Consider the following 24978-nt stretch of genomic DNA (forward strand, 5'->3'; position numbering starts at 1 on the left):
TTATTGTATGCAAACATCTCGGCGGACGCAACATAACGAAAGCGAGGGAACATCCCTCACTTATCGTCCGCAACAATGTTTATATTTTTTTCCGCTTCCGCACGGGCATGGATCGTTTCGACCGACTTCCACCGCTTTTTTCACCGGCTTGCGTTTTACTTCTTCGCCTTCTTTCGGATGGACAGCCTCACCTTTCGCGACTTCTTGTCGCTCAAGATTGCTTTCGATTTCCGCTTTCATAATGTAACGAGCGACTTCTTCTTCAATGGAAGCGATCATCGCTTCAAACATCGCATATCCTTCCATTTGATATTCGCGCAACGGATCAATTTGACCGTACGCACGTAAATGGATGCCTTGACGAAGCTGTTCCATCGCATCGATATGTTCCATCCATTTCATATCGACCGCACGCAACACGATGACGCGTTCAAACTCGCGCATTTGCTCCGCTGGAATGCGGCTTTCTTTTTCATCGTAACGTGTACGTACTTTATTCCAAATGAATTCAATCATTTCTTCTGGATCTTTGCCGCGCAAGTCGTTGACAGTCACATCTCCTTCTGGAAGGAGGTTCGCTTGCACATAATCAACGATCGCTTGCACGTTCCATTCTTCTGGCATTTCTTCATCTGGTGTATGCATGCGTACGACGCGCTCGATAACCGATTGAATCATTTTTTCAACGATGTCACGCAAGTTTTCTGAATCAAGTACTTGGAAGCGTTGACGATAAATAATTTCACGTTGTTCACGCAATACGTCGTCGTACTGCAATAGTTGTTTACGCGCATCAAAGTTGTTTCCTTCGACACGTTTTTGTGCCGACTCGACCGCTTTAGATACGATTTTGCTTTGAATTGGCTGTGAATCGTCCATGCCTAAACGATCCATCATTGCCATCATATTTTCTGAGCCGAAGCGACGCATGAGTTCATCTTCAAGCGACAAGTAAAATTGCGATACCCCAGGGTCACCTTGACGGCCGGAACGTCCGCGCAACTGGTTGTCGATGCGGCGGCTTTCGTGACGCTCCGTACCGATGACCGCTAAACCGCCAAGTTCGCGCACTCCTTCGCCGAGTTTAATATCCGTTCCGCGTCCTGCCATGTTTGTCGCAATCGTTACGGCCCCTTTTTGACCAGCTTGCGCAATAATTTCTGCCTCTTTCGCATGGTTTTTCGCGTTTAACACGTTATGGCGAATGCCGCGCTTCGTTAACATGCTCGATAACAATTCAGACGTTTCAATCGACACCGTACCGACGAGAACAGGTTGTCCTTTCGCATGACGTTCCGCAATATCTTCAACAACCGCACGAAACTTTCCTTCCATCGTGCGATAAATTAAGTCTGGACGATCATCGCGAATAACAGGTTTATTTGTCGGAATGACGACCACTTGCATATTGTAAATGTTGCGAAATTCTTCTTCCTCTGTTTTCGCCGTTCCCGTCATCCCCGCGAGCTTTTCATACATGCGGAAATAGTTTTGGAACGTGATCGTCGCAAGCGTCATCGATTCGTTTTGAATTTCAAGCCCTTCTTTTGCTTCAATTGCTTGATGAAGCCCGTCGCTATAACGACGTCCGCGCATCAAACGGCCTGTAAACGGGTCGACGATGACGATTTTTCCATCTTCGACAACGTAATCGACGTCGCGCTGCATGACAACGTGCGCACGCAACGCTTGGTTAATATGGTGGTTTAACGTCACATGTTTTAAATCAAATAAGTTGTCGATTCCAAACGCACGCTCTGCTTTGTTCATTCCTTCTTCCGTCAGCTGCACGCTTTTCGTTTTTTCATCGTACGTATAATCGACATCGCGTTTTAATGTACGCACAAACGCGTTTGCTTGAATGTACAATTTTGTAGACTTTTGCGCCGTCCCAGAAATAATGAGCGGTGTACGGGCTTCGTCAATTAAAATGGAGTCGACTTCGTCAATGATCGCATAATGAAGCGGACGTTGCACCATATGTTCTTTATATAGCACCATGTTATCGCGCAAATAGTCGAAACCAAATTCGTTATTCGTTCCGTATGTAATGTCGGCGTTGTAAGCCGCTTGCTTTTCTTCGCGCGACATATTGCTTAAATTTAGCCCGACAGATAAACCTAAAAACTGATACAATCTACCCATTTCGTTTGCGTCACGGCTTGCTAAATATTCGTTTACCGTGACGACATGGACGCCTTTTCCTGTTAATGCGTTTAAATATACCGGCATCGTTGCGGTTAACGTTTTTCCTTCCCCTGTCTTCATTTCAGCAATGTTGCCTTCATGAAGGGCGATGCCCCCCATTAATTGCACTTTATATGGATACATGCCAAGCACGCGCTTCGCTGCTTCGCGAACGACCGCAAACGCCTCAACAAGTAAATCATCAAGCGTTTCGCCTTTTTCAAGACGCGCCTTAAACTCTTCTGTTTTTTGACGCAACTCGTCATCAGAAAGCTGCGCCATTTGCGGACCGAGCGCATCAATTTCATTCGCGATTTTCTCTAATCGCGCAATTTGTCGTTTATTCGGGTCAAACACTTTTTTCAACATTCCAAGCATACAAAAACGCCCCTTGCTTATATAGTCGCTAATTACCATCATATCACTTACAAGAAAAGGTGACAACTCATACGAAAGAAAAGAAAAAGCCAGCGTAGGGGACGCTGGGGAGATGTTATCGTGGAGGTGATTGAAGTTGTTCGATCGTTGCTTCGACATGGTGGAGTCGTTTGTTGAGAGCATAAATTTCAAAACCTTTTTCGTCAATCTTTTTATAAATATGTTGCAGTAATGTTTGTACATCGTTAGCTAGTTGAATTTCTAAACGATGCACTGTTTCCTTTACGTCGCTTAGTTGCATCTCGACATGTTCCAGACGTTTTTTGACATCACACATTTCTTCTTCGAGACGACTAATGCGCGTGTTTACCTCTTTCATCTCTTGTTCAAGTGCGGTTAAACGAGCTTCCATGTTAGCAAATCGCGCCTCAATTTGTGCGAAACGTTCATCAATTTGTGCGAAACGTTCGTCAATTTGCGCGAATCGTTCGTCAATTTGCGCGAATCGTTCGTCAATTTGCGCGAATCGTTCATCAATCTGGGCAAATCGCGCTTCCATTTGCTCAAATCGTCTATCTATCTGTGCGAATCGTTCGTCAATTCGAGCAAATTGGTTACGCACTTCTTGTTGAAACTGTAGAAAATGACTTTCGATATTCGTCAACTTCCCTAAAATTTCACGTAAAATCGCTTCCATCCTTTTTTCACCTCCTTTCACATTATACCACCCTCTGTCTTCATTCGACAGAGGGTGAATAGGTTAGTTCGCTTCGATTAAGCCGTATTTACCGTCTTTTCGTTTGTAAACGACGTTTGTGCGGTTTGTTTCCGCGTTAATAAAGACGTAAAAGTTATGACCAAGCATATTCATTTGTAAAATGGCTTCTTCGCTATCCATCGGTTTTAAGCTGAAGCGCTTCGTACGTACAACTTCAAATTCCTCTTCTTCATGCTCTTCTGTTGCGACAGGAGCAGTTGCTGTTAGCGTGACGCCATTCGCTTCTTTTTCACGCATTTTTCGATTTACTTTTGTTTTATGTTTACGAATTTGGCGTTCGAGTTTATCGACAACCAAATCGATGGCGGCATACATATCATCATGACGCTCTTCGGCACGCAACACAATTTGTGGCATCGGGATCGTTACTTCAATTTTCGCCTGTTTATCGTTATATACTTTTAAATTAACGTGAACCGTTACTCCTTCCGTTGATTCAAAATAGCGCTCTAATTTTCCGATTTTCTTCTCGACATACTCTCGAATCGCTTGTGTAACCTCGATGTTTTCTCCGCGAATGTTGTATTTCATACGCTGTTCCTCCTTTTATGAAAGGTTGTTTACTTATTTCTACAATTCCCTACAAAACTCCTTCTCAATCGTCACATTTTTTGTGAAAAAATGATGAACAAAACAATGGATAATTATGCTATAATTTATAGATGATGAAAATTGTTCGTATTTTTCTACTGAGGTGTGATCGCATGCGTAAAGTGCACATATTTGAAGCAAAAAGTGGTGATGTGCTCGCCGTTGATATTTACGGACCGAACGGTGCAGTTTTGCTTGCAAAGGGAGTTAAACTGACCGACTCATACATTCGCGGATTGCGTGAAAATGGCATTCGTCATATTTATATTCACGACATTTTTACGTTTGATATTGAAGAAAAACCGATGATTAGCCCAGTCGTGCGACAACAAGCAGTAAAAAAAGTGTATGAAACAATGACAGAGCTAATCGAGGAACAAAAAGCTGTCCAGCGTGTATCCTCACTTGACCTCGGTCAAGAATATCAAAAAATATTTAAGGAAATTTTAGATTATTTATTAAGTCGTGAAAACTTGCTTATTAACTTATCTGATCTTGTTATTTCAAAAGGATATTTCTTTCACCACTCGGTTAACGTAGCAACGATCGCAGGTGTCATCGGATTGGCAAAAGGATACTCATCTCAACAATTGCTCGATTTAGGGGTCGGGGCGCTTTTATTTGACATCGGCATGACACAAATTCCGAGTGCGCTTTGGGGCAAAAAAGGACCGCTTAGCCCTGAAGAACGTCGAATCGTTTCTCATCATACCGAGTTTGGCTTTGAATTATTGAAAAAACAAAACAACGTTTCACCGTCATCCGCTTATTGTGCACTTCAACACCATGAGCGTTTTGATGGGAGCGGATATCCGCATCAAGCAGCCGGAAAATACATTCATGAATTTGCGCGCATTATCGCCATTGCTGACGTGTTCGATGCGCTCACTTCTCCGCGTGACCATCGCCAACAACATTCACCGCACGAAGCAGCTGAATATTTATGCGCAGCCGGCAATACGTTGTTTGACTATGAACTCATTAAAACGTTTTTAAAATATGTTGCTATTTACCCGCTCGGCACAAACGTCGTATTAAACACAGGATACCGAGGTGTCGTCTCAAACATTTTCCCTGAATACCCGCTTCGCCCTGTCGTTCGCATTTTACAAAATCCAAACGGGGAAGTGCTGAAATCACCGTTTGAAATTGACTTACGAAAAGAAGTGAATGTCACGATTGTCGAAGCGTTTTAAATGAAGAAAAGCGCAAAGCGCCCGCCTATCGGCGAAGATCGCACAAGCCCCACCGAGGAGGCTGTCGCCGCCGCAGTGTGGGGCGGAGCGACTCGAGCCGATGGCGCTTGGAGCTAGACATGAACTCAAAATTTTATACTTTCTTATCTTTCAAGAAAGGTGCGAGCCACTCGCACCTTTTTATTATTGCTCCACATACGGACGAAGATGTTGCATCACGCTTACTTTCCACGCTTCAAACGCTGGCGCTACATGTTTTTCGACAATTTGTTGCTTCGCGTTTGGATCATGTAGCTTTCCGTCTAATTTCCACGCTTCTTCGACGACAGAAGAAAAACGTTGAAGTTCATTCAACAACGCCGTATCATCAGCGAAAAAATGCGCAAGCGAACGCTCATTTGTCGTATCAATTTGACCGAACGCTGTAAAAATATCAGCGAGCACGACATCTCCTTGCGTACGTTCGTAATTCGCAAAACTTTCAATGACATATTGAAAGCCTTCTTCAATTGTGTCTAGTAGCGCCGCATATTGACGAACGACTGTTAATTGTTCTGGAGTTAAATGTACCATATGTTCTACCTACCTTCGTTTATCATAAAACATACCGTCAATCGATAACGGCTCATACAAATCATGATATCGGTGTGCTGCCACTTTCGTTTGTTTCATTTGCTTTAAATCTTGTTGAATTTGTTGCTTCAATTGTTGGAGAAGAGCGTTTGCCTCGCGATCAAGCATAAGCAGCTCTTTTCCCATTTGTTTTTCTTCATCTGTCAATACGTTTGGAAGGTGCTGAAGAAGCTGTTCACGCTTCTCCAGCAGTTGTTCAACTTGTTCAATGACGCCATCACGCTTTTCTTTCTCGATCGGCTCACGAAGCAACTTTACCATCGCTTTCGTGATATCCAAAAGTTCCGACACAACGCTCATTACACGTGACCGCCTTGCGCGTATTGACGCTGACGATTCATTTGAATGACTTGCTTCCACGTATCGCGAAATTCTTTCACATACCCTTCAACTTCCTCTAAAATAGAAATATCGCTTTTAATATTTGCTTCAACGAGACGACGATATATATAGTCATACATCGTCATCATCGACTTTGCCACTTCATATTCCATATTGAGCGTCACCATCAGCTCTTGAATAATTTTTTGCGCTTTTAACAAGTTTGTGTTGCGCGCTTCAATATCTTTCTCCTCAATCGCTTTTTTCGCTTGTGCAATAAATTTCAAACAACCGTTGTAAAGCATAAGCGTTAATTCTCCTGGTGACGCCGTTTGCACCGCGTTCGTTTGATATGATTGATACGGATTATTCATCGTCATATTCATTTCCTCCTACCCCATTATACTCCGCCACCAAAGGCATTCATTAGATACATACTTTGTTCATTGGCACGTTGGATGGCTTTCTCCATCGCAGTGAACTGACGCCAATATCGATCTTCGATTTGTTTTAATCGATCCTCGAAGTCATCAATACGCTGATCCAAATCGTTTAAGCTTTTCCCAATTTCAAACTGATTGTTCGTCCAAATCGTTTTCCCAGCTTTCGCTTCAATTTTTCCGATCGTATTTTTGATCGTATCACGCAAACGTTTCGCAATCCCTTTGGTGTCGAAATCAGCCCCACTAGCGTTAAACAGTTGATAAATGGCATTTGGATCTCTTTCGATTGCATCACGTAACTTTGTCTCATCAATAATCAGTTTTCCGTTTTCCAAATAGTTACTTGATGTCGTAATCCCAATTTCAGAGAGCGTGTCATAATTACTGTTAACACTTGGATCACTCACTTGGCTATACAAATCTAACCGCATTTGACTTAAACCGCTTGATAAAATCGAATCTCGACGCAGAAGTCCACTTTTCGCTTTTTCTTCCCATAATTCAATTTGTTTTTCTGTCATCGCTTCTTTTTGCTCATCCGTTAACGGCGTATAGTCACGATAACGCTCTTCCGATATTTTTGCGTTAATTTTGCCAATGACTTCATTGTATTTATCCACAAAACCTTTAATGGTATTAAACATATGATCTGTATCTGTCGAAGTGGTGATCGTCGATGATCCTGGTTTTTTCAACGTATAAGTCACACCATTAATGGTAAACGTATTTGACGAACGCGATGTCGTTAATCCATTAATTGTAAATTGAGCATCTTCTCCTGCCGTTTTTCCTGTGAGTTCCCCGCCATCTGCAGCACCTGTAAACCCGAGGCTTTGAAAAAAGGAAGCTGTCGTTGCATCCCCCATGACTAAACTTGCTGCGGCACCTGTATCTTTCTTCATAATCGAAATTTTCCCTGTTTGCGTATCGTGGAACACACTAATGCCGAGGTCGTTATTGCTGTTCAATTGAGCAATGACTGAATCTAACGATGAGTTCGCTGCAATTGTAATGGTTACAGGGTTTGTTGGGCTCGTGCCGTCCCCATTTGTTACGTTAATTTTCAACGTCGTATCTGTACCGCTCGGTGTATAACTAGCTGAAGCAGCAGAAACCCAAGTGGCCGACGTAGCGACTTTCGTAACCGTTAAATTCGTGCTAATATTCGCTGCAGAAGCATCCGCTGTCGCCGTCACAACACTCTCATCAGAACTTGTTGTCTTTTTTTTGAGTATATTACTTTGCAGCGTTAAGTTATTAAAAATATAACTATCCAAATCTTGAAGCAACGTATTCATCGAACGATAGTCATCGCGTTGCCATTCTAAAATTTGCTTTTTCTGATACAACTTATCAAGAGGTATGCGCTCCGCTTTCATTAAATCGCTGACGAGTTGATCAATATCCATACCACTCGCTAAGCCACCGATACGCATTGTACTCATGCCCTCTCACCATCCTCTCAAATTTTTCGATCAACAATTAATCCGACAAACTTCATCATCGCCGCATACATATCTAACAGTTTTTTCGGCGGAATTTCGCGCACGACTTCTTTCGTGCGATCGTCAATGAGCTGGACGTAATACTCTTTTAAATCTTCATGTACCGCAAATTTTAACGACGTATGGCTCGGTTGTAAAAATTCATTCATTCCTTTGACGATTTCTTCAAGTTTTTCTTTCGAGATGCGCTCTTCTTCTTGTTTTGCGTTCATTTGCTGTACAGTGGTTTGCTCTTGTTTTTGTTGTTCTGCTGGACGCTTTGTCGTTTTTTCGTACATATATGTGGGAGAAAGAGAAGAAATACGTTCAATCATCATCGTTCGCTCCTTTGCATATACGTTCCTACTGTTTATATCGGATAGAAGAAGGGAAATTTGAAGGGGAGAGGAAAAAGAAAGTCCCCCGTATTGGAGAGGGGCCACGGTTACTACGCTATAACACATTTAATCACTCACCCCTTTGGTAATACTTGTGAAGCTGAATGGTTTTCTGCTATTCAAAGAGTAAGTCAAACGATAAAGGAGTACCAGCTTTTAAATCTTGCTTCGCCGTTAATCCAATAATTTTTTCAAAATACTTTGGCTCTAAACCATATCCCGGTCGAATCACTCGAATATTTTCTTTAGTAAACTTTTCTCCAGCTTTAATATCTTTTGCAACATAAACCGATCTTCTAAATTTCAACGATGACTTTTCTTTCTCAGTTGGTCCATATTTCACTTCCCCTAATGCCTGCCATGCCCTTTCTGTTTCAATTACTAATGCTTTCATTTCATCAGGTTCCATTGAAAACGCAGAATCTACCCCACCATCTGCTCTTGATAATGTGAAATGCTTTTCAATGACTGTTGCTCCTAACGCAACACTGGCAACTGCAACCCCTACTCCCATCGTGTGATCGGATAAACCGACTTGACAGTTAAACAATTCTCTCATATGTGGAATGGTTAATATATTTGTATTTTCAGGAGAGGCTGGATAGGTGCTTGTACATTTTAAAAGAACTAGATCCTTACAACCTGCTTCTCTCGCTGCGCGAACCGTTTCGTCCAATTCGGCTACTGTTGCCATTCCCGTTGAAATAATCATCGGCTTCCCTGTTGAAGCAACTTTTTTAATGAGTGGAATATCGGTGCTTTCAAAAGATGCAATCTTATACATTGGTACATCTAATTCTTCTAAAAAGTCTACTGCTGTTTCATCGAAAGGAGTGCTAAAAGGAATCATGCCTAATTCCCGGGCGCGATCAAAAATCGGTTTGTGCCATTCCCACGGGGTATAGGCTTGTTGGTATAGCTGATATAACGTATTCCCCTTCCATAAACTATCGCTATCTTCAATTTTAAATTCAGGGTTTTCTAAATTTAATGTCATTGTATCCGCTGTATATGTTTGAATCTTTAACGCATGTGCTCCAGCCTTGGCAGCTGCCTCAACAATCGCTAAAGCACGTTCTAAGGATTGATTATGGTTTCCAGACATTTCTGCAATAATAAATGGTCTATGATTTGGTCCGATCTTTCTTCCTTCAACAATAATTTCGTTCATACTCTCATTCCTTCTATCATATGTCGTATTTTACTTTTTTGTTCTTTCCATTCTTTATTAAATAAAGACATCAATATCACATCTACATATTGGTTATTTTTAAGGACGTGCTCTCTCAAAACACCTTCTGTTCTAAAACCTAACCGCTGATGATAATGAATGCTTCTTTCATTGAAACCGATTATCTCTGCACATAATTTACGGATGTTTAACCCTTCAAATATAAAATTCAAGGCTAAGTATCCCATTAAAGTTCCTGAACCTTTTGGCGCATTTTGATCACCAACATAAAATCCCCAAGAACATTTGCCATTTTTAAAATCTATATTAGTAAAATTCACAACCCCTAACGGAACGTTGTCGAGATAAAATATCTTTACAATGGTTCGCTGATCTTCTTTCACTCTGTCAAACCATTTCCTGTGTTCTTCTAGTGAAATAATTTGATCATGGAACATTACCGATCGAATATGCTCCTGATTTCTCCAATTTAAAACCATTTCTAAATGTGAAGAATTCATATCTTCCAGTCTTGCACGTTCTAATAAGTTCATTTTAGTTCCTCCATGATTGCCTTAACAACTGGATAAGTATTTACAACTTTGTGATTGACAAGTTTAGAAGCACGTTCAGATAGTAATTGAACTTTTTTAGGATGCTTGATTAAATCCTTTACAACCTCAAATATTTGATCAGATGTGACTTCATGACTAAATCCAAGATTAATGGTCGCGCCAAATTGGCTAACGGCATCGGTTAACTCTATTTGATTATCCGCTACAATAATTGTAATGGATGGGAGTCCTAAATAACATCTTTCCCATGTTGTCGTCCCACCAGCTCCAATTGCTAAATCAGCTTCATTCATCAATTCTGCCATATTTGACACTTGGCAATGAAAAAAGAAGTTGGAGTATCGATCACAATATTCTTGAATCTCGTCTTTTCTTTTATTAGATGAACCCACAACAACATTTACTTTTATATTATTGTCCAATAATGCTAAAGCATCTAACACCTTGACTGTTTCATTGGTAGGGTCCGTTCCTCCAAAAAAAACAAGGATGTTATGAATTTCTCCATTACGAATGCGTTTCTGGCGAGAAGCTTCGATAAATTCTTCCCTTAACAACACATAATTTGGTCCTAATAGTTGCTTACATTCAGGAGGAACTAAATTTTTATACCTTTCTTGATAATTTAAATACAAGTTTTGATCAAGAAGAAAATCACAAACATGCTTCCGATTTGCCAAATCATCAATCACCATTAACTTCTTTGTAAAAGGCTTAAGCTTAGACTCCCATTTTTCATCTAAACCATAGTGATCGATAATGAAAAAATCTATTGAACGAATTTGTGCTTCTACTATGTTTAGAGTTTCACGCACATCTTGTTGCCAGTTTTCTTTATACCATTTAAAAGTATTATTATTGTCTGCCCCATTCATCCTAATTTTCGGCAGAACATAAACAGCAAAACCATGATCTTTAATAAAGTTAATTAAATTCCCTTCAAGATCCCTGCATATAAAAGAAATATTAGCATTCTTTTGTTTTAGTTGTTTTGCTAGTGTTAGACATCTCATCACGTGACCAGTTCCAATCGTTGCCGATGAGTCAACTCTAAATAAAACATTCATTTTGAAAACACAACCTATAGTTTCTTTTGTTCGATATGAGCATTAATTTCTACCCATTCAGGTTTGTCTTGCAAAACTTGAATAACATCTTTTAACGTAAACAATGGATTTATTGGATACAATATTTCTAATATGTTTTTAATTAATAGAAAATCTTCCTCTGTATCTACTGTCCAACGATGCTTACTTTCATCCTTTTCATTTGAAACATTACAAAGTCTAAATTGATCAGGATGATGATATATATAGGCAGTTACATGTTCCCGATATACCAGCTCTTTTGCATCTTTATGAGCTCTTTTTAACACTTCATACGACATTACTTCTGTATCCATGCCCCGTGGATATGTACGAGCCAATGTATTTGAAACATAATCATATTGATCCTTGTTTTCTAAATAATGTTCAACCACTTTATCAATAACATTTGGATCAACGATTGGACAGTCAGATGTTAAACGAACGACTACATCTACACCAAATTTTGTTGCTGTTTCGTAATAGCGCGACAACACATCCTCTTCCGAACCACGATAGTAAGGAATCGAAAGTTGCTGGCAAAGTTGAACGATTGGATCGTCACTTTCTTTCGTCGTTGTGGCGATAATCATTTCATCAATCGTTTTTGCTTTTTTTACCCTTTCCATTTGATATTCAAGTAGTGTTTTACCAAGTACTTTTTTCAACACTTTCCCCGGAAGTCTTGTTGAACCCATCCGCGCTTGAATAATTGCAGCAACTTTCACTGTTTCACCTTCTTACTTCTTATAATAATCAATCGTTCTCTTCGCTGCTTTGATTACATCATGAACATCTTCTTCACTCATCGCAGGAAATAGAGGCAACGTAATCATTTCCTCATACAATTTTTCAGCGTTCGGACAAGTTCCTTTTTTGTAACCCAGCTGTCGATAATAAGGATGGAAATGAACGGGAATATAGTGAACATTAACACCAATATTTTGTTGTTGCAATGCTTCAAAAATTTCTAGTCTTGACGCTTTTAATTTATTTAACTTTAATCGAATAATATATAAATGCCAGCTTGATTGTCCGTCTTCATGTTCAAATGGAGTTATAATTTCATCTATATCTTTGAATGCTTCATTATACATGGCAACATATTTTCGACGAAGTTCAATAAACTGATCAACCTTCTTCAGCTGGCTTGTACCTAGCGCCGCTTGAATATCGGTCATTCGATAATTGTAACCAAGAAACTGCATTTCATAATACCAAGGACCATGATATTCATTTAGCTTATCTTTCTCACGTGTAATTCCATGAGAACGGAATTGCAACAATTTTTCATAATACTCTTCATTATTCGTTGTAATAATGCCGCCCTCACCCGATGTAATATGTTTTACTGGGTGAAAGCTGAACATCGTCATATCACTAATAGAGCCGATTTTTCTACCCTTATATGTCGCTCCTAACGCATGAGCCGCGTCTTCAATAACGACAAGATTATACTTTCTGGCGATTTCTAAAATGCGATCTAATTCCACCGGCTGACCTGTAAAATCAACAGGGATAATAGCCTTTGTTTTATCCGTAATCTTTTCTTCAATTTTATTCGGATCAATATTGTACGTTTTCTCATCAATATCCACAAAAACAGGTATTCCACCTTGATAAAGTACACAATTCGCACTTGCTGCAAAGGTCATCGGTGTTGTGATCACTTCATCTCCTTGATCAATCCCCGCCGCAAAACAAGCACCATGAAGTGCCGCCGTACCATTGGAAAAAGCGACGGCATATTTAGCACCAACATATTGCGCAACAGCTTGTTCAAATTTTGGAATATACGGACCGGTTGTTAAATAATCTCCTTTTAATACTTCTACAACTGCTTCAATATCACCATCATCAATCCATTGTTTTCCATAAGGTAAATATGATGGACGAAGCGGTTCCCAAAGCGTCTTCCCCATGCAATCCTCCCAAACACATTATATTTCCTCTACTAGTGTGCGCAACTGTTCTACTGTTAACCACTCTTTATTTGTATCACTCGTGTATTTAAAACCTTCCGGGAGACTTTTCCCGAATCCAACAAGATCTGTATTCCACCAAGGAAATTCCGGCTGAATAACGTAGTATGTATCAAATTCCACAGTATGCCTTGCATCATCTTCTGTAATCATAGCCTCATGCAGCTTTTCCCCCGGACGAATCCCTACAATTTCAATTTCACACTCAGGAGCGATCGCTTTAGCTAGATCCACCACTTTCATACTCGGGATTTTCGGGACAAAAATTTCGCCGCCTCTCATACGTTGCAAACTATCTAGAACGAACTGGACACCTTGATCAAGCGTGATCCAGAAACGCGTCATCCTTTCATCCGTAATCGGTAATTTACCGGTAGATCTGATTTTCTTAAAAAATGGAACGACACTTCCTCGACTACCTACCACATTCCCGTAACGAACGACCGAAAACCTTGTTTCCTTTTCTCCCACATACGAATTCGCTGCAATAAACAGCTTGTCGGAAGCAAGTTTTGTAGCACCATACAAATTGACTGGGCTACAAGCCTTATCCGTGCTTAACGCAATAACCCGTTTTACTTCTCTATCAATAGCAGCCTCAATTACATTTTGGGCACCGTGAATGTTCGTTTTAATGGCCTCAAAAGGATTATATTCACAAGCTGGCACTTGCTTCATGGCGGCAGCATGAACAACAATGTCCACCCCATCAAAAGCACGATACAAACGATCCTTATCACGTACATCACCAATGAAAAATCTTATCCTAGGATCCTTGAATTCCTGTGCCATTTCGAACTGCTTTAACTCATCCCGACTAAAGATAATTACCTTTTTTATATCGTATTCGAGAACTTTTTTTACAAACTTTTTACCAAACGATCCAGTACCGCCTGTCACCAAAATTGTTTTACCACATAAATACATAAACAAACCCTCCATTATCTTATGGAAAACAAGAGAAACTTTTATCCTGTTTGATAAATATTTTCAACAACGATTATGAAAAAAGAAAATCTATCTAAGGAGTATGTCCAACTGACTAAATACACACTCATGTACATCTAAGTATAATTTTTTATAAAATTGGTCACATTAACAATTAAAGCCGAATCTAGCTAATAGTTTTGTTGATTTTTTGAAGGTTTCACGTACAACTGAAATATCAAATTTCTTGTTTTTGTCTATAAATTCGGCCAGAGTAATATGCTCGAACCCATCAATATATACTCCTCCCTCCGTAGCATTATATAACGATCGTCTCTCTAAACGTGCAATATTTACAAACCAATCCCGGTATAGAAGTAACTGCCTTGATGTCGGTACTTTACCCGACTGATCAAAGCTTAACGTATAAATGATATCATTGTTGAAGCCATCGATATATCTAAAATTATGGGCCCCAGTTACATGAGTTTTTCGATTTGTGTAAGCAAGATCTTGACCGACTAAACAAATGGGATGAAAGCCAAACCTCAACAACAAGTCAAACAAAGAAGTAGCAACAGACCCCCCGCTACGGATCGCAGGAACTCCCTCTCTAATCGCATATTCTTCAGCTAACGGATACCCCTCTTGATAAACAATAAATTTCGGTCCTTTATATTCACAAGGTACGTTTTTATTTACAGTGGATAAGTAGAACAACGGGATATCGAGATCACACACATCCGCTATTTGTTCAAGTACTGAATCTTTCGGATCAATCATCATAAAAAAGTCAGGATAAACCCCTTGATTAAGCAACGGCTTTAATGCTGTACCGACACAGCAAACGAAAGAATGTTTTTTAGCACTATTTAATAGATGAACATTCTTCTCTAAAGATGGTCCAGCCGAAACCATGATAATTGGGATTCTCTCGAATTGTTGTACAAATGGTGTAATGCTTGGATGTCTTAGCGAAACGTTCGACAAAAAATTTTCTTTCATCACACTAGAAAAATTGTTAGTTGTCGTCATTCTCATTAAGAACTTTTCCATTACCAGTCGAAATGAATATAAAGATTTGGGCACTAACCGTAATGAAGGTTGATGAATAAAAACGGCCACCTCGTCAACATTCAGATCCAAAGAGCCCAAAACAAATAAATTGGTCTGTTGAGTTATTTTTAGTTTTAACCTTCTATCTTTAAAAATATCCGTGAAGTCATCATGTTTTAATACCTCATAAAAAAATGCTACGTTCGTCTCCCATACTTCAATTTCTACATCATGACCAATAATTCTTCGCAATTCCCGAATATGGTGCCCACAACCAAACCCGTATAAAATCACCTTATCAAGAAGGTCATACCCTCTTAATTGTGCCTGTATCATACGGGCAGCTTCTGTAACTGGATTATATTTACTATGAATCAAAAGCTCCTCGTCACTACTTTTTTTGCAAAGACATGTTAAGTGCCCTGTTTTAGCTCTGAAAAACTCAAATTGTTCCTCCGTATCACGAAAAAGAGCGTCTATATAAATATCTGTTCTTGATCGAATCGCGTCCCAATTTAATCGCTCATAATTCATAAGCTAATATCCCTCTTGATAATTTCTAAATAATTACTCAACATCTCTTTTAATTCATATCCTAATAAGTCCGCCAACATCACATAGTCTTTGTTAAATAGAGTTTTTTCCATTTCCCTGAGCAATGCGTTAATTTTTTTCATATCAATTTCTTCCAATTCGATTTCCGAAATCTTTCTAATCCCCTCTACTGCGCTGACAAACCAAGATAACCCCTCCAAAAATAACTGGTAGTCGTTAAACCACTCTACGTCATTACATTGTATTTTTTCAGATATAATATCACAAGCTTGGATTAACTTAGGTAAATACTCTTCACAACTTTGCTTTGTTTCGAAAATTAAATCTTGAAATTTCATTTTAATCCTCCATTCGCTCAGTTACAACGATATTCCAAATCTCTTCTAATTCGCGTTCATATAACGATCTAAACTCATCTATTCCATACACAACATTCTCCATAAACCATCCTTGAGTAGACAGTATCTCTCTGGCACGCTCGATAGAATTGATACGTGAAATCGGATTAATTCTTACATGCATATAGGCAACAAGGGGTCTCAAATAAAAACTAATCAATTCATTTCCCAAAATCATTTTAACCACATTTTCATTATGGGATAGAGCCCTACTTAATTTCATTTCCAATAGAAACATGTTTCTTGAGTCGGGTCTCAATTCCTGTAACAGTTGATATGTGTATTCTTTATTTTCTTCAGCATAATCCCGAATTTGTTGAAGAACTTCTTTTAATTGCTCGTACTTCTCACGTAAATTTCCCAACTTTTCTCGTGCATAATTCTTTGGCATATCGATATGTTCTAACAAATGGGTGATAGGGGTAATGGGTTCAGTGCAGAAGTTCTCTATTGCTTCTTTAAATGGCATTCTCTCTGTACCTTTGATATGCACACCGCCTTCTGTCGCATTGATTGTTCGAGCTCGTGAACTTGAAACATGATGTTCATACCAAATAAGAAATTGCTGCCACAACAAACGTGAACGAACCTTTCCTCCATAATAACCATCTAGATAAACAGTTTTGTTATGCATCCCTTCACTCAACAAGCTTTCTTGAATCTTTGTTCTAATGTTATCGTCAATCCCTTGATCGTTCTCAAAATTATAAAATGAGTCTTTACTATGCGTTGTGCCATCATCACTATAAGCCAAATCTTGGCCAATGATAATAATCGGATCTCCACCTATATAGTTCGCAAGCATATAACACATATGCGCAACAGAGTTACCACAGTATAATTCCCCTAAATTATCGAATGCATCATTAATGAAGCGACTATTAGCAAGGTTATTTTTGAATATAGGGATAAAATATTTTGGCCAATAGTCAAAAATCCGCGGATCAATCACCGTCAATCCAGCCAACACTGTCTCCTGTGGAATTTGCACACCTTCTACGCTTAACTTAAATGAGTTCTCAATGCGCTCTAAGATACACACAACATCAGGTGAAATTCCATTTTTTAACAAAACTCGCATAGCCGATTCAGCACATATAATAACCGCCTTTCCTTTCACTTGTTTAAGTAGTGGCAGTTGCTTATCCAGAGAGGGGCCTGTTGATACACATATAATCGGCTTTCCTTTATATTTATCCTTCAAAGCTTTTAAGCACGGTCTTGTTAGCACATGTTTCAAATTTTTTAATTCATTTTTAATTCCAAGTAAAGTATCATTAAGATCATTCCCGATGTTGAATACATGGTTTTTCAATATATCGCTAAAATGTTCAAAAACATTTTGGTAATATTGAGGGGAGACACGGTAAGTAGGGAATGTTCTAAGTATTTCTGTTTGCAAGAAATAAAAGCCTACGAGAGATTGTAAGTAAATCGACAAAAGATTCTTTACCTGTTCCTCTTCTCCATAGAAGAAAATAAGTCTTTCGGGCTTATTTTCTAAATAGGGGCGTAAATTTGTTTCCTCCAAGAATTTTTTTATAATTCTTAAGTCTTTTTCGATGACAAACACCCAAGCATTATCCGTTTTTCTCTCTAAGATTTTTGTCAGGGTTACGTTAGAATTAATCCCTAATAAAACATATCCTGTATTATCAAAATTGACTCCATCCAAAAATACATTCGCTTCATATTCTGGGTCGTAAATACTACCAGAATAAAATTCTTTCCCTTCTTCATCTTGAAGCTTGAAAACAAAATTGTTATTTACCTTTAAAAGCTCAACTTCACCTGTATCAACATTATTAAGGTCATACTTGAGTGTAGTGTTGTACCGGCTTAAGTATTTCAAGTTAGATTGCAGATGCATATTCATTCACCTCTCTTTCTATTAATTACTCAACAACGGAATAAGCTCATAACGAATTAAGTCAGCCATTAAAATATAATCCTTATTTTCCATAGCAAAAACAATTAATCGGATAATTTCCAAAACATCACTTTTATTTATATCTCTATCGTACTCTTCCATATGTATATAAATTTTTTCAAAAGCGCTCTTCCATTTTTGCATAGCTTGATGAGTTTCGATTCTATACAGCTTATTTGTTATTTCGTGTAATTCATCTAACGTACCTTTCAATTTTTCTCCTCCTTCCATTCAAAATTATTCCCATAATAGAGAAGTGATATTCTCGTATTTAGTAATGAAAAACCGACCTTGTTGGTCGGCTTTTCATTAGATTTTTTATCGTAATAGCTGAAGTACTCCTTGCGGTTGTTGGTTGGCTTGTGCCAACATCGCTTGTGCTGCTTGAGCAAGGATAGAATTCTTCGTTTGATTCATCATTTCTTTTGCCATATCTACATCACGAATACGTGACTCAGCTGCTGTTAAGTTCTCTGCCGAAGTGCCTAGGTTGTTAATCGTATACTCTAAACGGTTCTGGTACGCCCCAAGATTTGCACGCTCTTTAGACACGGTGTTAATGGCACTGTTAACTGCTTTGATAAAATCTTCAGATCCTGTTTGCGAAGAGACTTTGATGATAGAAGTATTTCCTCCAAGTAAAGTTGAAGCAACCATTTTGTTGATAGATAATGTGATCGTCTGGCTACTGTTTGCACCAACATGAAATTTAACTGTAATACCAGATCTAATCAATGACTTCGTATTAAACTCAGTTTGACTTGCAATACGGTTTACTTCCTTGTAAAGTTGAACAACTTCATCACGAATCTTCTGACGATCTGCAGTCGTATACGTATCGTTCGCAGCCTGAACTGCTAATTCACGCATACGTTGGAGAATCGCATGTGTCTCATTCAATGCACCTTCAGCTGTTTGAATTAACGAAATGCCATCTTGCGCGTTGCGAGATGCTTGCTCTAATCCACGAATTTGTCCACGCATTTTTTCAGAAATCGCAAGACCTGCTGCGTCGTCGCCTGCACGATTAATACGAAGACCAGAAGATAATTTCTCCATAGACTTGCCTTGTGCATTACTAGCATTCGTTAATTGACGATACGTATTTAATGCCGCAATGTTGTGGTTAATTCTCATTGTTTTTTCCTCCTTGAATTTATTTTTCCCACGTCCGTGTGGTTTTTGGTTGGCAAGATTGAAGTCGGCCGCCCTTCTTTCTTGCTCTCACATTTATTATCGGCTCGTTTTTTCAAAGTTTAATAGGTTGCGAAAAAAATTTTATACTTTAATGTCAAGAAATTGTGAAAACGGAGATGGTTGTTGAATTTCTTTGACGATGCGCGCTGGATCGTCTTTATGTTTGTTTACGATTTCATTTAACGCTTGTTCGGCGATCGCTTTATTGTCTTGAACAATGCGCGCAATGACGCCGGGGATTTGAACACCGCCGATGCTAACGCTCATCATACTCCCCTCCTTTCTTTAATTGATCAGATAACTGTTGAAGCGAAGTTATAGAGGCAAGAGAGGCAGCGTTATTTTCTGCTTGGATGGCGAGATATATTTCTTTTCGATGCACATCGATATGTTTCGGCGCGCGAATACCGAGCTTGACTTGGTCGCCATCGATGGCAAGAACGACGACTTCGATGTCATCGCCGATTTGAATCGCTTCTTTTAATTTGCGTGTTAATACAAGCATGTCCTCGCCTCCTTATTTCGCCTCAACCGTTTCTGGAAAAAGTCGATGTTTCGTTTTATACGGTGTATTTGTTAAAATAACTTGCTTACCAATTCGTTCATGAACGTTAATGACGACAGGCGCTTGTAAGTTCGCTGTCGTATTTGTAAACGGCTCTGCGACCGTTAAAATGACGTATAGCGCTACATCGTTTTCTTTTTGTATTTTCAATTGGTCACACGTCGTATCGTCCAATTCAATTTCGTACGTTGGGAAGTACGAAAACGGCTCAATCATGACAAACGCCACGTCTTTATTTTGTATTGATTGTAAAATTGTAAATGGTGAATCGTGAATCGGAAGCAACGCAAATTGTTTTTCATGTTCAAAGCCCGGTAGTCCGTTTTCAAATGAAACGAGCGCCAACTGAGAAAGCTGAACCGTTCCGTGATATTTCGTTTCAATATTCATGTTCATCCCTCATTTATACGGTCACGTCAATGCGCAAGTTGTTGTGACGCGCTAAGTCAATATGCACAACATTTGGTTTGTAATCGATTTGCACAGGGCGTGGCTCAATATGGATACGAGCATTTGATGTTTGCCAGTTCATATTGATATGTCCTGGCTCAAAACCGACTTTCACCCTAAACGGGCGCGGCACAAGACCGACGTTATAATCAAGAGGTGGGCGCTCGCTATTCGCCTGCGCTTGCATCGCAAGCACATCACCACCTTGTTCGATCCGCATGAGTTCATCACCTTGTATCGCTGTTGTTTCTAAATACGACAGCCAGCTCGCATACCCTTCTTGCGCCGCCTCTTCAATGCGACGAAAAATGTGCTTCAAGTCGACATCCGCACGAGCTTCCGTTTGATCAATCGTGAGGCGCGGTGGCGTTGTTTTCATCTCAAGCTGTGGTTTCGGTTGTTCAATCGACATCTCGGCTTGTTGTTGACGCATATGCATATATCCACGCTCAACTGTAATGGATAGTTGCGGGAACGTCGCTTGCATCGTCAGTTGCGGGATTTTCATCTTATCTCATCCCCTTAACGTAAAAAGTCAACGAGCGTCGGTTGAATGATGCGTGCTCCGACAGAGAGTGCTGCACGATGCACACTTTCTTGCGACTTTAATTCTGTAATAATTTTTTCAATGTCCGCATCTTCGTTATCAGAAATCATTCGTTTAGCGATCAGTTGTTGTTCCGACAAACGCTGTTCCACGAGCTCCAAACGATTGACGCGCGCACCGAGTTCTGCACGTTCGGCGAGTACGTCGTTTATATGTGTGTCTAATTGGGAAAGTAAATTATCTAAATTGTTTGTCGGATTGGCTAGTTCGTTTTCAATTTGCTGCAACGTATCGAACAACCCTTGATTAAATACATTGTTTGGCGTAACGTTAATTTTTAGTTTAACTCCTTTGGCTACCTCGACCATAAAATCATCGTTGTTGTTAGTAACGGTTGGTGGTGTCCCGTCCGCCACAGGTGCTTGTTCAATGTTTGTCCCATTGAAAACATATTTGCCTGCCACTTTTGTGTTAGCGACTTGCACTAAATCTTTTTTCAACTGTTCAATTTCGCGCGCAATCGCTTGGCGATCTTCTTGACCGAGCGTGCCGTTTTTCGCTTGCACGACAAGTTCACGGGCACGCTGCAAGACGTTTGTCGTATGGTTCAGCGCCGATTCCGAGTTTTCCATCCACGTATACGCCTCCGACAAATTGCGCTGGAATTGCTCGATTTCCGTTAAACTTGTACGATAATGCATTCCTTTCATCGCCACGACCGGATCTTCAGACGGGCGATGAATTTTTTTCCCCGTCGCTAGTTGTTGTTGATACGTACCAAGTTTGTCATAGCTTTTGCTTACATTGCGAAGCGTATTGTTCGCAAGCATCATTTGTGTGACGCGCATTCATTATTCACCTACCTTCCAACGATGCCCATATTGTTAATAATTTTATCTAACATTTGATCGATCATTGTAATCATACGCGCAGAGGCGTTATAAGCATGTTGAAATTTCATCATGTTCATCATTTCTTCATCAAGCGATACGGAGCTGACCGACTGGCGGCGTTCGTCAACCGATTGGCGAAGCACTTCGCTATTTTCAGATAACCGTTTCGCTTCTTGCGCGTTGACCGCCATTTGTCCAATTACACTTTCGTAAAAGTTTTGAATCGTTGTTGTGTTTCCTGCAATATTCATCGTTCCGTTTTTTACTTCAGCGAGCGCTTGGGCATTACTTCCGTCACCGATTTGACCTGTTGCTGACGCGGCAATGTTGTCAAGCGAATCTTTAATAATTTGTGCGACATCTAACGTTCCAGCTGGATCATTTGAATCGTAAGTGAAAAACGGCTTCGCACTCGGTGCAGTAGCATTATTTTTTATCTCCGTTACACTCCATCCACTTGAATGAACGGTATTAAACTCATCCGCAAACGCTTTTGCCATGGCGTTTAAATTGCTTAACATTTCAGGATATAGCCCTTTCGTCGTTGTACCCCCATCTTCACTATATCCGTATGAATAAAGAAGCGATCCTACTTTCCCATTTTCTTTTAAGTGTTCAAACGTTGAAAACGGTGTATTTCCAAGTGAAAAGCCAACAATTGGCCCTGTTTTTGTCACATTGTCTTGATAGCTTAGTTGAAGCTCATTTACTTGTCCTAGTCGCCCATCAACAAGCGTCCCAATCACCGTGCTTCCTGTACGATCCACTAACTCGACCGTAAAACGTCCTTCCGCAATTTTTAAGGAGCTGCCACCGCTTGACACAGGGGTAACTTTCACGTTCACATATTGCGACAACTCATCTAACAGCCGATTGCGCTCATCATATAAATCGTTCGGCAAATAGCCGTGCACTTCGACTTCGCTAATTTGTTTGTTTATATCATTAAGCTGACGAGCTAACGAGTTTACCGCTTTTACTGTGACGTCTAACTCATTTTTTAAATCATCGCGAATCGACTTAAGTGAACTTGATAAATAATGAAACGTCTCTGCGACTGCCATGCCGCGCTGACGAACGACCGAACGTGCGCCAGGGTTTGACGGGTTTACCGCTAAATCTTGCAGTGATTGCCAAAAGCGATCAAGCGTTTTTGCCAATCCTTCATCCGATGGCTCATTCATAATCTCTTCCATTTTATACAATGCTTCGGCGCGCGTATGCCAATAGCCGTATTTCATATTTTCGCCGCGATATTGCACATCTAAAAATTCTTCCCGCATCCGTTGCACCGTACCACCTTCCACACCTGTTCCCATTTGTCCAGGCATGACGGGGCGATTTTTCGAGGCAAACGGATACGGTGGCGTTTGTTCAAAGTTGACGCGCTGGCGCGAATAACCTGGCGTATTGGCGTTCGCGATATTATGACCGGTGACGTATAATGCTTGTTGTTGGGCAGTCATCCCACGCCGCACCGTTTCTAATCCGTGAAATGTCGAAAGCACAAAAAAACCCCCTTACGTTTTTGCTTCAAATGACGACCGTGGCGGCAATTCACCCGTTCGCTTCGGGTCATACGTCACATCTTGCTCGTTCGGTATCATCAAATCTAATGTAAAATGAATAAATTGGAGCGATTGTTGCAATAGTTGCATATTCAGTTCGTTTTGCTCTTTTAATCGTACAATCGTGTCGCTTAGTTCATTGGCTAGTTGAAGAAGCTTCATTCGTTCTCTTTCTTCCACCTGTTCAGCATATCGGCTCACCGTTCGTTCTTTCTCGGGTAAATGCGACAGAAGGCTCATTCGTTCGCTTTCTAGCTGGCGAATGGCCATCACATATTTTTGTTCCTTCATCATCATTTGCTGTAACGTACCGACATCGCCTTTTTTAATCGCTTCTGTTTTTTGTTCTGCTAGTTGCAATAACCCACGATGAAACGTCAGCAACTTTTGCATCACATCGATCATATTTACTCGCTCCGTTATCGTTTATAATAGCGCAATACGCTTTCTGCAATCGCTCGTGCATCGATTGTATACGTACCTGCTTCAACTTCTGATTTTAGCCGTTCCACTTTTTCTAACCGTTCCGAAGAAAATTTCGCAGCTTCTTGCAGTTCTTTCGCTGCGCTAGAAATTTCAACTTGATCCATCTTTTTCATCGCCTTCGTTGGCTTTTCGACACGTGACGTCCGCTCATATGGGTTAACGTTCATCGGCTGAATGCGATTAATTTTCATATTCCCACCTCACTTTTTTCCCGCCTTGTTTTCTTATATTTATTATCGGCAAAAAGAAAAAAATGTTTAGTTCTCTTTGCGTCGCTCGGTAAAATATGTCGTCTGATGTTTCGCTTGTTTTTGTCGTTCTTCCTCTTGTTGAATTTTTGTCATCTCTTTTTGAATGCCGCCGATACACTTAGCACATAAACGTCCTTCACGAATCGTTGCCCCACATTTTTCGCACGGATAGCCGAGGTTTGGAAAATGAACGAGCTGCAACCGTCCTTTTTTAATCCATTTAATGATTAACGCTTCTTCTACCCCCGTCGCATCAACGACTTGAGGCATTGTTGCCGTGCGATTTTCTCGTTTTCGAATAAATGCATACACTTTTTCAAACAATTTCTCTTCCTCTTTATAGCATGCCTCGCACACATCACGAAATTGCGTCCGCACAAACAAACTCCCGCATTTTGGGCAGTTATCTAACATGTTGCTCCCCCTTACGTGTAAATATTAATAATTAATCCTTGAATTTCACCGACAAGTCCAAGCAAATCGAGCCCTTTTTTTTCTTTTTCTAGTACGGCGTTTGTGAGCTCCACTAACTTTTGATCGACTTCTTTTACAAGCTTATAAATTTTCGACCGTCCCCCTCGGCTAAATCCGCGCTGTTCTTCAAGCTGCAAACTATTTTTCACCGCATCGTCTAAAAATTGTTTCACTAATTTTTTATATTGTTTTAAATCTTCCACCGTTTGCGACTCAGCTAATTTTTTCCCTTGCGCTTCAATTTGTTGCGCCATCGTTTGAAAACGTTCAAATAACACATCGCTTTTTTTCTTATGCATCACTTCCGTAAACGACACCGATTCCATCGGTGCATCCTCTTTTTTCGCCACACGGTTCAACGACGCCCGCGACACTTTTTGCACTTCCATCAACGTTCACACCTTTTTATTTTTATTATGCCACAGTTACAAAAAAAGGGCGAGGTCGCATCGACCTACC

The 24978-nt window shown here is 40.1% G+C and carries 30 protein-coding genes; 1 reads left to right on the forward strand and 29 read right to left on the reverse strand.

What is annotated here, in order from left to right; genetic code table 11:
• Positions 1-60: 60 nt before the first annotated feature.
• The 3 genes from secA to hpf all read right to left on the reverse strand — a co-directional run bounded on the left by secA (position 61) and on the right by hpf (position 3874).
• A complete protein-coding gene (secA, locus tag LD028_RS12080) occupies positions 61-2565 on the reverse strand; it encodes a preprotein translocase subunit SecA (RefSeq protein ID WP_237811943.1) in 2505 nt (834 codons plus the stop codon).
• Between the two features lie 115 nt (positions 2566-2680).
• Positions 2681-3262: a coiled-coil domain-containing protein gene (locus LD028_RS12085; protein ID WP_237811944.1), complete on the reverse strand. Its 582-nt coding sequence runs from the start codon at positions 3260-3262 to the stop codon at positions 2681-2683.
• Between the two features lie 63 nt (positions 3263-3325).
• Positions 3326-3874 carry a ribosome hibernation-promoting factor, HPF/YfiA family gene (hpf, locus tag LD028_RS12090; RefSeq protein WP_032101209.1) on the reverse strand — a complete coding sequence of 183 codons (549 nt, stop codon included), beginning with the start codon at positions 3872-3874 and terminating at the stop codon, positions 3326-3328.
• A 173-nt stretch (positions 3875-4047) separates the two neighbouring features.
• Between hpf and LD028_RS12095 the strand changes: the two genes are divergently transcribed.
• The gene (locus tag LD028_RS12095) at positions 4048-5130 is read left to right on the forward strand and encodes an HD-GYP domain-containing protein (protein WP_094240448.1); all 1083 of its coding nucleotides are present in this window, start codon (positions 4048-4050) and stop codon (positions 5128-5130) included.
• A 183-nt stretch (positions 5131-5313) separates the two neighbouring features.
• Here LD028_RS12095 and LD028_RS12100 read toward each other — a convergent pair whose 3' ends face one another.
• The 26 genes from LD028_RS12100 to LD028_RS12225 all read right to left on the reverse strand — a co-directional run bounded on the left by LD028_RS12100 (position 5314) and on the right by LD028_RS12225 (position 24908).
• Complete coding sequence (locus LD028_RS12100) at positions 5314-5703, reverse strand: DUF8042 domain-containing protein (RefSeq protein WP_237811945.1); 390 nt, start codon at positions 5701-5703, stop codon at positions 5314-5316.
• A gap of 9 nt (positions 5704-5712) precedes the next feature.
• Entirely contained in the window at positions 5713-6063 is a 351-nt protein-coding gene (fliT, locus tag LD028_RS12105; RefSeq protein ID WP_237811946.1) for a flagellar protein FliT, read from the reverse strand.
• Complete coding sequence (fliS, locus tag LD028_RS12110) at positions 6063-6464, reverse strand: flagellar export chaperone FliS (RefSeq protein WP_237811978.1); 402 nt, start codon at positions 6462-6464, stop codon at positions 6063-6065. Before fliS ends, fliT begins: the two co-directional genes overlap by 1 nt.
• Positions 6465-6484: 20 nt before the next feature.
• Positions 6485-7972 carry a flagellar hook-associated protein 2 gene (locus tag LD028_RS12115; RefSeq protein ID WP_237811947.1) on the reverse strand — a complete coding sequence of 496 codons (1488 nt, stop codon included), beginning with the start codon at positions 7970-7972 and terminating at the stop codon, positions 6485-6487.
• A 17-nt stretch (positions 7973-7989) separates the two neighbouring features.
• A complete protein-coding gene (gene flaG / locus LD028_RS12120; RefSeq protein WP_237811948.1) occupies positions 7990-8346 on the reverse strand; it encodes a flagellar protein FlaG in 357 nt (118 codons plus the stop codon).
• 178 nt (positions 8347-8524) lie between these two features.
• The gene (pseI, locus tag LD028_RS12125) at positions 8525-9580 is read right to left on the reverse strand and encodes a pseudaminic acid synthase (protein WP_237811949.1); all 1056 of its coding nucleotides are present in this window, start codon (positions 9578-9580) and stop codon (positions 8525-8527) included.
• A complete protein-coding gene (pseH, locus tag LD028_RS12130) occupies positions 9577-10134 on the reverse strand; it encodes a UDP-4-amino-4,6-dideoxy-N-acetyl-beta-L-altrosamine N-acetyltransferase (protein WP_237811950.1) in 558 nt (185 codons plus the stop codon). The genes pseI and pseH overlap by 4 nt, the downstream gene beginning before the upstream one ends.
• Positions 10131-11222 (reverse strand): UDP-2,4-diacetamido-2,4,6-trideoxy-beta-L-altropyranose hydrolase, encoded by a 1092-nt coding sequence (pseG, locus tag LD028_RS12135; RefSeq protein ID WP_237811951.1) that lies wholly within the window; start codon positions 11220-11222, stop codon positions 10131-10133. The genes pseH and pseG overlap by 4 nt, the downstream gene beginning before the upstream one ends.
• Before the next feature lie 14 nt (positions 11223-11236).
• Positions 11237-11968, reverse strand: a complete 732-nt coding sequence (locus tag LD028_RS12140; protein WP_237811952.1) for a cytidylyltransferase domain-containing protein — start codon at positions 11966-11968, stop codon at positions 11237-11239.
• A gap of 12 nt (positions 11969-11980) precedes the next feature.
• Positions 11981-13162 (reverse strand): UDP-4-amino-4,6-dideoxy-N-acetyl-beta-L-altrosamine transaminase, encoded by a 1182-nt coding sequence (gene pseC, locus LD028_RS12145; RefSeq protein WP_237811953.1) that lies wholly within the window; start codon positions 13160-13162, stop codon positions 11981-11983.
• Positions 13163-13180: 18 nt separating this feature from the next.
• Positions 13181-14149 (reverse strand): UDP-N-acetylglucosamine 4,6-dehydratase (inverting), encoded by a 969-nt coding sequence (pseB, locus tag LD028_RS12150; RefSeq protein WP_237811954.1) that lies wholly within the window; start codon positions 14147-14149, stop codon positions 13181-13183.
• A gap of 168 nt (positions 14150-14317) precedes the next feature.
• Positions 14318-15739 (reverse strand): motility associated factor glycosyltransferase family protein, encoded by a 1422-nt coding sequence (locus LD028_RS12155; RefSeq protein ID WP_237811955.1) that lies wholly within the window; start codon positions 15737-15739, stop codon positions 14318-14320.
• Positions 15736-16098 (reverse strand): hypothetical protein, encoded by a 363-nt coding sequence (locus LD028_RS12160; RefSeq protein ID WP_237811956.1) that lies wholly within the window; start codon positions 16096-16098, stop codon positions 15736-15738. The genes LD028_RS12155 and LD028_RS12160 overlap by 4 nt, the downstream gene beginning before the upstream one ends.
• 1 nt (position 16099) lies before the next feature.
• Positions 16100-18028, reverse strand: a complete 1929-nt coding sequence (locus LD028_RS12165) for a motility associated factor glycosyltransferase family protein (protein WP_237811957.1) — start codon at positions 18026-18028, stop codon at positions 16100-16102.
• 21 nt (positions 18029-18049) lie between these two features.
• Positions 18050-18301, reverse strand: a complete 252-nt coding sequence (locus LD028_RS12170; protein ID WP_237811958.1) for a hypothetical protein — start codon at positions 18299-18301, stop codon at positions 18050-18052.
• A 105-nt stretch (positions 18302-18406) separates the two neighbouring features.
• Positions 18407-19225 carry a flagellin N-terminal helical domain-containing protein gene (locus tag LD028_RS12175; protein ID WP_237811959.1) on the reverse strand — a complete coding sequence of 273 codons (819 nt, stop codon included), beginning with the start codon at positions 19223-19225 and terminating at the stop codon, positions 18407-18409.
• A gap of 141 nt (positions 19226-19366) precedes the next feature.
• The gene (locus LD028_RS12180; RefSeq protein ID WP_035047206.1) at positions 19367-19552 is read right to left on the reverse strand and encodes a hypothetical protein; all 186 of its coding nucleotides are present in this window, start codon (positions 19550-19552) and stop codon (positions 19367-19369) included.
• On the reverse strand, positions 19542-19790 hold the full coding sequence (gene csrA, locus LD028_RS12185; protein ID WP_237811960.1) for a carbon storage regulator CsrA: 249 nt from the start codon (positions 19788-19790) through the stop codon (positions 19542-19544). Before csrA ends, LD028_RS12180 begins: the two co-directional genes overlap by 11 nt.
• A 12-nt stretch (positions 19791-19802) precedes the next feature.
• Complete coding sequence (fliW, locus tag LD028_RS12190; RefSeq protein ID WP_237811961.1) at positions 19803-20240, reverse strand: flagellar assembly protein FliW; 438 nt, start codon at positions 20238-20240, stop codon at positions 19803-19805.
• Between the two features lie 13 nt (positions 20241-20253).
• Positions 20254-20808, reverse strand: a complete 555-nt coding sequence (locus tag LD028_RS12195; protein ID WP_237811962.1) for a DUF6470 family protein — start codon at positions 20806-20808, stop codon at positions 20254-20256.
• Between the two features lie 14 nt (positions 20809-20822).
• Positions 20823-21695, reverse strand: a complete 873-nt coding sequence (gene flgL / locus LD028_RS12200) for a flagellar hook-associated protein FlgL (protein WP_237811963.1) — start codon at positions 21693-21695, stop codon at positions 20823-20825.
• An 11-nt stretch (positions 21696-21706) separates the two neighbouring features.
• Positions 21707-23248, reverse strand: a complete 1542-nt coding sequence (gene flgK / locus LD028_RS12205) for a flagellar hook-associated protein FlgK (RefSeq protein ID WP_237811964.1) — start codon at positions 23246-23248, stop codon at positions 21707-21709.
• 12 nt (positions 23249-23260) lie between these two features.
• The gene (locus LD028_RS12210) at positions 23261-23713 is read right to left on the reverse strand and encodes a flagellar protein FlgN (protein WP_237811965.1); all 453 of its coding nucleotides are present in this window, start codon (positions 23711-23713) and stop codon (positions 23261-23263) included.
• A 14-nt stretch (positions 23714-23727) separates the two neighbouring features.
• Positions 23728-23985: a flagellar biosynthesis anti-sigma factor FlgM gene (gene flgM, locus LD028_RS12215; protein ID WP_237811966.1), complete on the reverse strand. Its 258-nt coding sequence runs from the start codon at positions 23983-23985 to the stop codon at positions 23728-23730.
• 66 nt (positions 23986-24051) lie between these two features.
• Positions 24052-24459, reverse strand: coding sequence for a TIGR03826 family flagellar region protein (locus tag LD028_RS12220; protein WP_237811967.1), 408 nt, complete (start codon positions 24457-24459; stop codon positions 24052-24054).
• A gap of 11 nt (positions 24460-24470) precedes the next feature.
• Positions 24471-24908, reverse strand: a complete 438-nt coding sequence (locus LD028_RS12225; protein ID WP_006320059.1) for a YaaR family protein — start codon at positions 24906-24908, stop codon at positions 24471-24473.
• Positions 24909-24978 lie beyond the last annotated feature (70 nt).

Origin of the sequence: Anoxybacillus sp. LAT27 (assembly GCF_022030075.1) — a bacterium.
GTDB lineage: Bacteria > Bacillota > Bacilli > Bacillales > Anoxybacillaceae > Anoxybacillus > Anoxybacillus kestanbolensis.

Excerpts from the sequence above, each read along its gene's own strand:
- flaG (WP_237811948.1), bottom strand. The coding sequence starts at position 8,346 with ATGATTGAACGTATTTCTTCTCTTTCTCCCACATATATGTACGAAAAA.
- flgL (WP_237811963.1), bottom strand. The coding sequence starts at position 21,695 with ATGCGCGTCACACAAATGATGCTTGCGAACAATACGCTTCGCAATGTA.
- LD028_RS12180 (WP_035047206.1), bottom strand. The coding sequence starts at position 19,552 with ATGAGCGTTAGCATCGGCGGTGTTCAAATCCCCGGCGTCATTGCGCGC.
- LD028_RS12210 (WP_237811965.1), bottom strand. The coding sequence starts at position 23,713 with ATGATCGATGTGATGCAAAAGTTGCTGACGTTTCATCGTGGGTTATTG.
- pseH (WP_237811950.1), bottom strand. The coding sequence starts at position 10,134 with ATGAACTTATTAGAACGTGCAAGACTGGAAGATATGAATTCTTCACAT.
- fliT (WP_237811946.1), bottom strand. The coding sequence starts at position 6,063 with ATGAGCGTTGTGTCGGAACTTTTGGATATCACGAAAGCGATGGTAAAG.
- pseG (WP_237811951.1), bottom strand. The coding sequence starts at position 11,222 with ATGAATGTTTTATTTAGAGTTGACTCATCGGCAACGATTGGAACTGGT.
- fliW (WP_237811961.1), bottom strand. The coding sequence starts at position 20,240 with ATGAATATTGAAACGAAATATCACGGAACGGTTCAGCTTTCTCAGTTG.
- LD028_RS12155 (WP_237811955.1), bottom strand. The coding sequence starts at position 15,739 with ATGAATTATGAGCGATTAAATTGGGACGCGATTCGATCAAGAACAGAT.
- csrA (WP_237811960.1), bottom strand. The coding sequence starts at position 19,790 with ATGCTTGTATTAACACGCAAATTAAAAGAAGCGATTCAAATCGGCGAT.
- LD028_RS12195 (WP_237811962.1), bottom strand. The coding sequence starts at position 20,808 with ATGAAAATCCCGCAACTGACGATGCAAGCGACGTTCCCGCAACTATCC.
- LD028_RS12220 (WP_237811967.1), bottom strand. The coding sequence starts at position 24,459 with ATGTTAGATAACTGCCCAAAATGCGGGAGTTTGTTTGTGCGGACGCAA.
- LD028_RS12100 (WP_237811945.1), bottom strand. The coding sequence starts at position 5,703 with ATGGTACATTTAACTCCAGAACAATTAACAGTCGTTCGTCAATATGCG.
- LD028_RS12225 (WP_006320059.1), bottom strand. The coding sequence starts at position 24,908 with ATGGAAGTGCAAAAAGTGTCGCGGGCGTCGTTGAACCGTGTGGCGAAA.
- pseB (WP_237811954.1), bottom strand. The coding sequence starts at position 14,149 with ATGTATTTATGTGGTAAAACAATTTTGGTGACAGGCGGTACTGGATCG.
- LD028_RS12085 (WP_237811944.1), bottom strand. The coding sequence starts at position 3,262 with ATGGAAGCGATTTTACGTGAAATTTTAGGGAAGTTGACGAATATCGAA.
- pseC (WP_237811953.1), bottom strand. The coding sequence starts at position 13,162 with ATGGGGAAGACGCTTTGGGAACCGCTTCGTCCATCATATTTACCTTAT.
- hpf (WP_032101209.1), bottom strand. The coding sequence starts at position 3,874 with ATGAAATACAACATTCGCGGAGAAAACATCGAGGTTACACAAGCGATT.
- LD028_RS12095 (WP_094240448.1), top strand. The coding sequence starts at position 4,048 with ATGCGTAAAGTGCACATATTTGAAGCAAAAAGTGGTGATGTGCTCGCC.
- pseI (WP_237811949.1), bottom strand. The coding sequence starts at position 9,580 with ATGAACGAAATTATTGTTGAAGGAAGAAAGATCGGACCAAATCATAGA.
- secA (WP_237811943.1), bottom strand. The coding sequence starts at position 2,565 with ATGCTTGGAATGTTGAAAAAAGTGTTTGACCCGAATAAACGACAAATT.
- LD028_RS12115 (WP_237811947.1), bottom strand. The coding sequence starts at position 7,972 with ATGAGTACAATGCGTATCGGTGGCTTAGCGAGTGGTATGGATATTGAT.
- LD028_RS12160 (WP_237811956.1), bottom strand. The coding sequence starts at position 16,098 with ATGAAATTTCAAGATTTAATTTTCGAAACAAAGCAAAGTTGTGAAGAG.
- flgM (WP_237811966.1), bottom strand. The coding sequence starts at position 23,985 with ATGAAAATTAATCGCATTCAGCCGATGAACGTTAACCCATATGAGCGG.
- fliS (WP_237811978.1), bottom strand. The coding sequence starts at position 6,464 with ATGACGATGAATAATCCGTATCAATCATATCAAACGAACGCGGTGCAA.
- LD028_RS12175 (WP_237811959.1), bottom strand. The coding sequence starts at position 19,225 with ATGAGAATTAACCACAACATTGCGGCATTAAATACGTATCGTCAATTA.
- LD028_RS12165 (WP_237811957.1), bottom strand. The coding sequence starts at position 18,028 with ATGCATCTGCAATCTAACTTGAAATACTTAAGCCGGTACAACACTACA.